The organism is Cohnella yongneupensis (genome assembly GCF_042655785.1).
Taxonomy (GTDB): domain Bacteria; phylum Bacillota; class Bacilli; order Paenibacillales; family Paenibacillaceae; genus Cohnella; species Cohnella yongneupensis.
In genome coordinates, this window is record NZ_JBHSNC010000009.1 from 1 (window position 1) to 8,320 (window position 8,320).

Genomic DNA, 8,320 nt, shown 5'->3' on the forward strand with positions numbered 1-8,320 from the left:
CCATTTGTCTCATTCCTTTGAACTTTAATCGGTTGCATCCCTTTCATATAACGTTGTTGTATTCACGACGTCCCACCACCTTAAGCCCCAACGGGTCGGCCGCGATGCGGTTAGGTGGTGCGGATGTGTCCGGCTGGATTTGCTTCCTCGTATACTGAAATGCCTCATCGAAATACATCGAGCTGCTGCCGGACCGAAGGGGCGAATGCCCCGAAGCGTGAATATGGTGTTATCTGAAGCTCAGTTCTTCCTCGAAATACCATTCATCGCGGACACGCATGCACTTGATCTTCTATTATTCTTGTTCTTCAATTATTCTTGTTCTTCAATTACTCTTGATCTTCTATTATTCTTGTTCTTCAATTACTCTTGATCTTCTATTATTCTTGTTCTTCAATTACTCTTGATCTTCTATTATTCTTGTTCTTCAATTACTCTTGATCTTCATGATTCTTTGATCTTCAATGATTCTTTGATCTTTAATATTCTTGATTACACAATTACAGCGGACACGCATGCCCTTCAACAATATATGCACTTAATGAGCTCTTACTGAGTTTCAGATAACGTTATTGTATTCACGACGTCCCACCACCTTAAGCCACGAAGTGGCGGCCGCGATGCGGTTAGGTGGTGTGGATGTGTCCGGCTGCTCCCGCTTCCCTGCTACTGAAATCCCTCTTCGAATTCACTTCTAACTTCGCCGGACCGAGGGTGAATGCCCGATGCGTGAATATGGTGTTAGCTGAAGTTCCCTACTTCATTGAATAATCCTCAAGTTGTACTGCTGATTTATTTCATCTAAAACAATATAACTGAGAGCGCCATATACTCTTATTGATAATTCAGCTCTATTTTTGTCTGGTTTTGTAACATTTAATATTGTGTTAGAAATGATTAATGAAGCTAGCGGAGAAAACCCATGTGGGTCATTCTCGCTTGATTCCCATAGATCAATTTCAGTGTTGTTATTATCCATCAATTCATTGAAGAAATGTTTAATTGGTTCTGGATCAAAATGAAATGATGATTTATCTCTTAGATATTTTAGATTTGTTTTTTTCAGTTCTTTTATTTCTAATGAATTAATGAAATTCCATGAGTCCTCTAACTCTTGACTGCAATTAATTGGCTTTTTGATTATGCCTTTATTCACTAAGTTTTCGAAATTATGTAATGATTCGCCAATACCTGCTAGTGCCATAGATAACATAATTACTTCGTCTTGCGACGACAATTTAGGTCTACCAGCTTCTATATCCGAATATAAGCCTAAACAAGTCCGTGCGCTTGATAAGCTACATAGTAGTTGTAATAAGGCAATTTGCTTTGAATCATTTAGATTAATCTCTTGGGGGTTTATTGTTACCTTCATGATTGGCCTCCAATAATATCATTAGGGAATTTCAGCTAACGTTATGTATTCACGACGTCCCACCACCTTAAGCCCGAAGCGGCCGCGATGCGGTTAGGTGGTGCGGATGTGTCCGGATGAATCTGCTCCCCTGCTGCTGAAATACCTCACCGAATCCACTCCTAACTTCGTGCCGGACCGAGGGCGAATGCCCGATGCGTGAATATGGTGTTAGGTGATGTTCCTGCCTTCTTGTTATTTCAATCAAAGGTCTTTCCTAAGCCTTATCATGTCCCTACACTGTATCCCGTCTTCATATATTTCATCTTCATAATTTCTTATAAAGAAATCATGGTCAATTCCGATTATTCTAAATCCACTCTTCTGATAGAGTCTCAATTGTTGAATGCTTGAATTACCTGTTCCAATTTCAATTGATTTTGCTCCAAGCTTTTCGGCTTCTTCTATCGCCTTTTGTATTAGTTTCTTTCCTATTCCTCTTCCTTGATATTCTTCTTGAACTGCAATATTAACTATTTCATAGGTGTCTGGATTCGTTTGTATTAATACGAACTCTCCAATAAGTTCTTCATTCAATATGGCTAAATAACAATGCCCACGTTCAATGTATTCATGAATTAATTTCTTTGAAGGATCTGCGAGTAACAGCAGTTGAAAAGGTATATCGTCCTTCTTGAGATCTAAAAGTTTGAAGGTTATTTGCATTGTTCTTGTCTCCTTACGCTCTTGCAGGAATTTCACCTAACGTTATTGTATTCACGACGTCCTACCACCTTAAGCCCGAAGGGCGGCCGCGATGCGGTTAGGTGGTGGGATGTGTCCGGCTGCTCCCGCTTCCCCGAAACTGAAATACTTCTCCGATTCCACATCTAACTTCGTGCCGGACCGAGGGCGAATGCCCGACGCGTGAATATGGTGTTAGGTGATGTTGGAGCCATCCTGGATTACTAACACATACCTTATTCCGGTTGCTCACTCTGGATTAAATAATTATATAAATCATGGAGATCTTCTTTTCCTGGTTCATTCAGAATGATTTCTTTACCTTCTTCAATATATGAGAGTTTGAATTCTCCCTCTTCAACTTTACGAGCACCATCAATTATACAGAATAGGCTAAACAAACTAGAATCGATTCCTTCTTTAATAAACTCCCTCAACATGACTTTGTCCTTGTCGTCTAAAGCATTTAACCAATTTGAGAGTTCAATATGTCTTTGCCTAGGTTTTCTTCCTGGTGGTTTAGTAAAGAAAGAGTATGTATTATCAATTGATTCATCTCTTATGTCTTTAATCAGTTCTGCAAATTCTTCAGAGTTCATATGATGTTTCCTCATTTCAATGTATTCTGCTCCAATTTCACCTAACGTTGTTGTATTCACGACGTCCCACCGACTTAAGGCGACGAATGTCGCCGGGCGCGATGCGCTTAGTCGGTGCGGATGTGTCCGGCTGAATCTTCTTCCTTGAGCACTGAAATACCTCTCCGATCCCACTTCTGACTTCATACCGGACCGAGGGTCGACCGCCCCGAAGCGTGAATATAGTGTTAGATGATGCCACCCACTTCATTGAAATTACTTTAATATCATTAATATTCTTCGTAAAATTAAACCCAGCCTTTAATTACTTTAGCTGGGTTTTTATAAATACTATTTTTATTTTACTTCTTCTTTTTGTGATAGTGATATCCTGTGCAAAGTCCTTTTTGTTTAGATTTTGCTGAGCAATTATGTCCACCATTTTTATCAGTCCGCCCTGAATGAGCATAAACAGAAGATGAAGTCCCAACTAAAACTGCCAAAGCAATGAGAATCACAAATAACTTTTTCATTTATTCACCCTGAATATACCCTATGCTTTAGGGCTTATTAAAATTCTCTATTATTCTACAACAAATTCCATATTTAGGGTATAGAGATTTTTAAGCACTAGGGTGGTTTCATCTAACGTCCAGGGATTCACGACGCCTCACCACCTTAAGGCTCGCAGAGCCGGCCGCGACGCGGTTAGGTGGTGCAGGTGTGTCCGGCTGATTCAACTTCCCTGCTGCTGAAATGCCTCTCTGATTCCACTTCTAACTTCGTGCCGGACCGAGGGCGAATGCCCGATGCGTGAATATGGTGTTAGCTGAAGTTACTGACTTCTATGAGATACCCCGAATATAATTGATTAATTCTTGAACTAATAATTCTTTAGGTTTTAGTCCATCAAATATGAGATCAGATTCCTCTTTCAAAGCTTCATACATTAACTTAATCGCCATTCCTTCACCTTCATGGTAAGACTTTATGTATTCCAAGACATTGTCCAGTCTTGTTTCTGCAGTTTCTTTAACAAGATCATATGTGATGTTTCGAATTAACCTCCTACACAATGAAATCTCAAGCGGAACATCTATACATACACTAGTATGGATAAGTGCATTCATCCCCTCTCTCAATCTACCGTATGGTTCTTCTAATATTATGTACTTTGCGGGTTTCAGCTTGCGTCCCCACGGATCTGTAACTTCATATCCTTGAGACAGCCTACATAAATCTTCATAAAATTTATCATTACGTATCTCATACCTCAAAATATCAAGAGGGTCTTTTACTTCTCCCTCGGATATTCTTCTAAATGCATCATCTAAATCTGGAAATGTAAGCGTCGATTTATACGCATCAAAATAAAAACTCACAGAATCATTTAATATTTCAACCGTTCTTTCCATTAATGAACTTTTTCCAGCCCCAGAGGGACCGCTTATACATATTACTATTGAATATGAATTCAAGAGTATTTCTCCTTTTTATGGATTTACAGTAATTTCAGCTAACGATCTTGTATTCACGAACCCGAGAGGCTTAAGGCGACGAAGTCGCCGGGTGGCTTCGCCACTTAGCCTCGCAGGGTTGTCCGCCTGATTCCACTTCTTTGAAAATGCCTCGGACGGACCGAGGGTCGACGAATGTCGGCCCGACGCGTGAATACGGTGTTATATGCTGTTGGGGCCATCCTGAGTTACATATAAATGACATTATTCATTTTCTGATTAAGTATTTAACAACTGGATACGAGATGATATTTCTATCCCTGTACGTTGATGTTATTACATCATCATGTTTACTTAAAATTCCATTCTGCAATATTACCGCGTTATAACCTCTTTCGTTTGCTCCGTTATAAGTAAACAAGACACAATGTTCTGCAGCATTTCCTGCAATGATAATAAATTCAATGCCCTGCTTTACTAGAATTTGTTCAAGATCTGTCTTCCAAAATGAATTGCTATACTCTTTAGACACAATCAAATCTTTGTCCTTTATATGGATATCTGGAATCGTATTATACTCATCTCTATTCGATTCTGTTATACCTTCAATATCTTGAATATGTATAACAATATGATCTTTAGAACGAATCATATCAGATACATAATTGATATATTCGCATGCTCTGTTTACGTTTTGCTTATCTATGCCCTGTAAGTGGATTGCCTGCATATCAATTACTAGAAAACCAATTTTCATCGAAATAGCTCCCTTATAATGTTTTTTAAAGTACTTGCCCCAATTGCATATAACGTTGTTGTGTTCACGACGTTCCTCCACCTTAAGCCCGAAGGGCGGCCGCGATGCGGTTAGGTGGAGGGATGTGTCCGGCTGAATCTGCTTCCTCGCTATTGAAAATCTCATCCCGAATCCGCTTCTAACTCCGGCCGGACCGAGGGGCGAATGCCCCGATGCGTGAATATGGTGTTATACGAAGCCCCTTCTTCATTGAATTCTCCCTACTATTCCTTAATTACTTGTGTGTCTAATACTCTCTTCATCAAAATAAATGCAAATTTGACACCTTCAAATTCAGTTAAAATATCTTTTAGGTATATTTTGGATTTATCAGAATATTCTTCTGGAAACTTAACACTTAGATAAGTCTTTTCTTTTTTGATGGTTCCCAAAATCTATATTTTACTTCTGATCTTCCTGAATACTTCCTGAGAAAACGATCAATTGATTGTCCTTCTTTAAACCAGTTACATAGCAATTTACTAATCCACACTTCTTCCCAATTATTAAAAAATGGAAAGTGAGATAGCAGATTTCTTATAAATTTAAACAACTCACTACTTATTTCACTTTCCATTGGAGGTCTTCGCTTTTTCATCTCTTCAATGACCCATTTGATTGGCTCATAATTTAACAATTCAGTGTAAATCGAGAATCCATCTCTAACTTTAGAGAACCGGTAATAAGAATCCTTGCCCCAGAGTGAATCTTCAAAGATCTCTTCATAGATATCATAAAATCTGTTGTATGACAGATTCAGGAGTTCTAATTCTGCATCATTCGGGTTCAGTTGTTCATCCATGGGTTTAGTTCCTTTGCGAATTTAAGGGGTTTCGTATAACGTTGTTGTATTCACGACGTCCTACCACCTTAAGCCCGAAGGGCGGCCGCGATGCGGTTAGGTGGTGGGATGTGTCCGGCTGGATCCACTTCTGCGCTGCTGAGATGCCTCTTCGAATCAACTTCTAACTTCTGCCGGACCGAGGGCCGAATGGCCCGAAGCGTGAATACGGTGTTAACTGAAGTCTCCGACTTCTTGAATCAACACTAAAGTCAGATATTGATCTTCGTGAGGTTTGCTCTTTATATGATTCTTGATCTTCAATGATTCTTGATCCTCAATGACTCTTGATCCTCAATGACTCTTGATCTTCAATTATTCTTGATCTTCAATGATTCTTGATCTTCAATGATTCTTGATCTTCAATGACTCTTGATCCTCAATGACTCTTGATCTTCAATTATTCTTGATCTTCAATGATTCTTGATCTTCAATGATTCTTGATCTTCAATGATTCTTGATCTTCAATGACTCTTGATCTTCAATGACTTTTTGATCTGTAATGTGTTTTAATCTAATGGAATTATAACCCAGACCTTCTAAATCCGCACTTTAAATCCGCATAAAAAAAGCCGCGGCGCCGAGGGATTATGAGTCCTCGGTCTATCTCGCGACGAATTGGTTTGATATTCTTGTTCTCTAATTGATGTTTGGATGCCCTTACGCTCTCGGAGATTTCAGTTAACGTTGTTGTATTCACGACGTCCCACCACCTTAAGCCCGAAGGGCGGCCGCGATGCGGTTAGGTGGTGCGGATGTGTCCGGCTGATCCCGCTTCCCCGAACATGAAATGCCTCACCGAATTCACTTCTATCTCCTGCCGGACCGAGGGCGAATGCCCGATGCGTGAATATGGTGTTAGAGGATGTGGCTGTCTTCTTCGAGAATTCGTACACGGCTATGGTCTCGTTGCTTTCCAAATATATTTATGTTCTTTGATTCCTAGTCTTCCATCAATATTATGTTCGCTTATCTTCACTTCAAGTTCGCTCTTTAAATCAGCTGAGGTATAGTCCGGATTACCTGGAATTGCCGATAAGAATTTAGCAAACTCAACTTCATTTGGAAAGTAAGATATGGCTTCGTTATATTCCTCGATTTCTATCTCCTTATAGCCATTTGCTATTAGCTGTTCTCTCACTTTATCCACGTTTATATGTATGCCAAAGATCGTGCCGCCTGCAGCCAATATTCTGCCATGATTAATAATTGAAGTAGGTCCTCTTCTGTCATAAATTAAATCGAATTGTTCATCATCAAATGGAAGTTCTTCTTTCGTTGTTGCAAGAACAAATTCCACATTATCTATTTCACTTATTCTCAAAGTTGTTTGAGCTATTGCTAATAGCTCCTTCGAATTATCAAAACCAATAATTCTGTTTGCATATTTGGACATATTCAAAGTAAATTCTCCATGTCCGCATCCAGCATCCAATATTGACTTAAAATTCGGCATCATATTAATGAGTCTTTCTTCAAATATTTCTTCAGCGGATTTCCCTACGGTTGAATATACTGCGCTACTACCATATCCGCCATTTCTTCTGGCGATCATATCATACCAATCTACTCCCATGACCTACCTCCTAATTCGAATTACAGCCATTTCCTCTAACGTCCAGGGATTCACGACGCCTCACCACCTTAAGCCCCAAAAGGGGCGGCCGCGATGCGGTTAGGTGGTGCAGGTGTGTCCGCACGAATGTGCGGACCGAAGGGGGCTTGTCCCCCAAAGCGTGAATCCTATGTTAGCTGATGTCTATCTACTTCTTCGAATCGGTTTTAACGCTGTATCATTTTACAACTTACACATTCAACTTATTGCGCCGATCAATCTCGATGCACTACAACCCTACGATGCCCTTGATACTCCAGAGCAAGATAGATTTCAGCTAACGTTGTTGTATTCACGACGTCCCACCACCTTAAGCCCGAAGGGCGGCCGCGATGCGGTTAGGTGGTGCGGATGTGTCCGGTTGATTATGCTTCCCGAGGCTGAAATGCCTCTCCGAATCCTCTTCTAACTTCGTGCCGGACCGAGGGCGAATGCCCGATGCGTGAATATGGTGTTATACGACGGACCACTTGAATTGCTAACGGTGAAATTATCATTCTATTACTTTTGATTTCTAAAAAATTCTGTAGAGTTATTATCGATACAATATGAGAATTGAAATTGGTACTAAAGCAAAATTGATTTTTAATATAATTCTCTCTGATAGAAATTTATCTATTATTGCTACTCTGATAAATGAGTAAACAAGTATACATAATATTGGGTTAATAAAATATGCAAATATCCAGAGAATAAATAATTGACTTTCTAAGTCTTCATTACCTTTAATCGTCAATTCGGTAGCCCATAACAACATACACCAAACATTAAAAGCAATTATCACAAAAGAAAGAGGTACTCTTAGTAATTTATATAATTTTGGTGTTATTATGATTTACGCCCTCCCAATATTAGCTTCGGTCTGTCGTATAACGTTGTTGTATTCACGACGTCTGAGAGGCTTAAGGTGTGGAAAAGGATACGCGCAGCGATCC

Annotated in this window: 8 protein-coding genes; all 8 read right to left on the reverse strand. The window is 39.7% G+C overall.

All coding sequences use genetic code 11. The features are described 5' to 3' along the window. Positions 1–760 precede the first annotated feature (760 nt). Entirely contained in the window at positions 761–1,375 is a 615-nt protein-coding gene (locus ACFPQ4_RS02620; RefSeq protein WP_378110176.1) for a hypothetical protein, read from the reverse strand. Between the two features lie 243 nt (positions 1,376–1,618). Beyond that, on the reverse strand, positions 1,619–2,080 hold the full coding sequence (locus ACFPQ4_RS02625) for a GNAT family N-acetyltransferase (RefSeq protein WP_378110177.1): 462 nt from the start codon (positions 2,078–2,080) through the stop codon (positions 1,619–1,621). Between the two features lie 254 nt (positions 2,081–2,334). Further along, a complete protein-coding gene (locus ACFPQ4_RS02630; protein WP_378110178.1) occupies positions 2,335–2,757 on the reverse strand; it encodes a hypothetical protein in 423 nt (140 codons plus the stop codon). 281 nt (positions 2,758–3,038) lie between these two features. After that, a complete protein-coding gene (locus tag ACFPQ4_RS02635) occupies positions 3,039–3,209 on the reverse strand; it encodes a YHYH domain-containing protein (RefSeq protein ID WP_378110179.1) in 171 nt (56 codons plus the stop codon). A 312-nt stretch (positions 3,210–3,521) separates the two neighbouring features. Further along, positions 3,522–4,154, reverse strand: a complete 633-nt coding sequence (locus tag ACFPQ4_RS02640) for a nucleoside/nucleotide kinase family protein (protein ID WP_378110180.1) — start codon at positions 4,152–4,154, stop codon at positions 3,522–3,524. 247 nt (positions 4,155–4,401) lie between these two features. Then, the gene (locus ACFPQ4_RS02645; protein WP_378110181.1) at positions 4,402–4,890 is read right to left on the reverse strand and encodes a cysteine hydrolase family protein; all 489 of its coding nucleotides are present in this window, start codon (positions 4,888–4,890) and stop codon (positions 4,402–4,404) included. 397 nt (positions 4,891–5,287) lie between these two features. After that, complete coding sequence (locus ACFPQ4_RS02650) at positions 5,288–5,731, reverse strand: hypothetical protein (protein WP_378110182.1); 444 nt, start codon at positions 5,729–5,731, stop codon at positions 5,288–5,290. Positions 5,732–6,668: 937 nt separating this feature from the next. Further along, the gene (locus tag ACFPQ4_RS02655) at positions 6,669–7,346 is read right to left on the reverse strand and encodes a class I SAM-dependent methyltransferase (RefSeq protein WP_378110183.1); all 678 of its coding nucleotides are present in this window, start codon (positions 7,344–7,346) and stop codon (positions 6,669–6,671) included. Between the last annotated feature and the right edge of the window lie 974 nt (positions 7,347–8,320).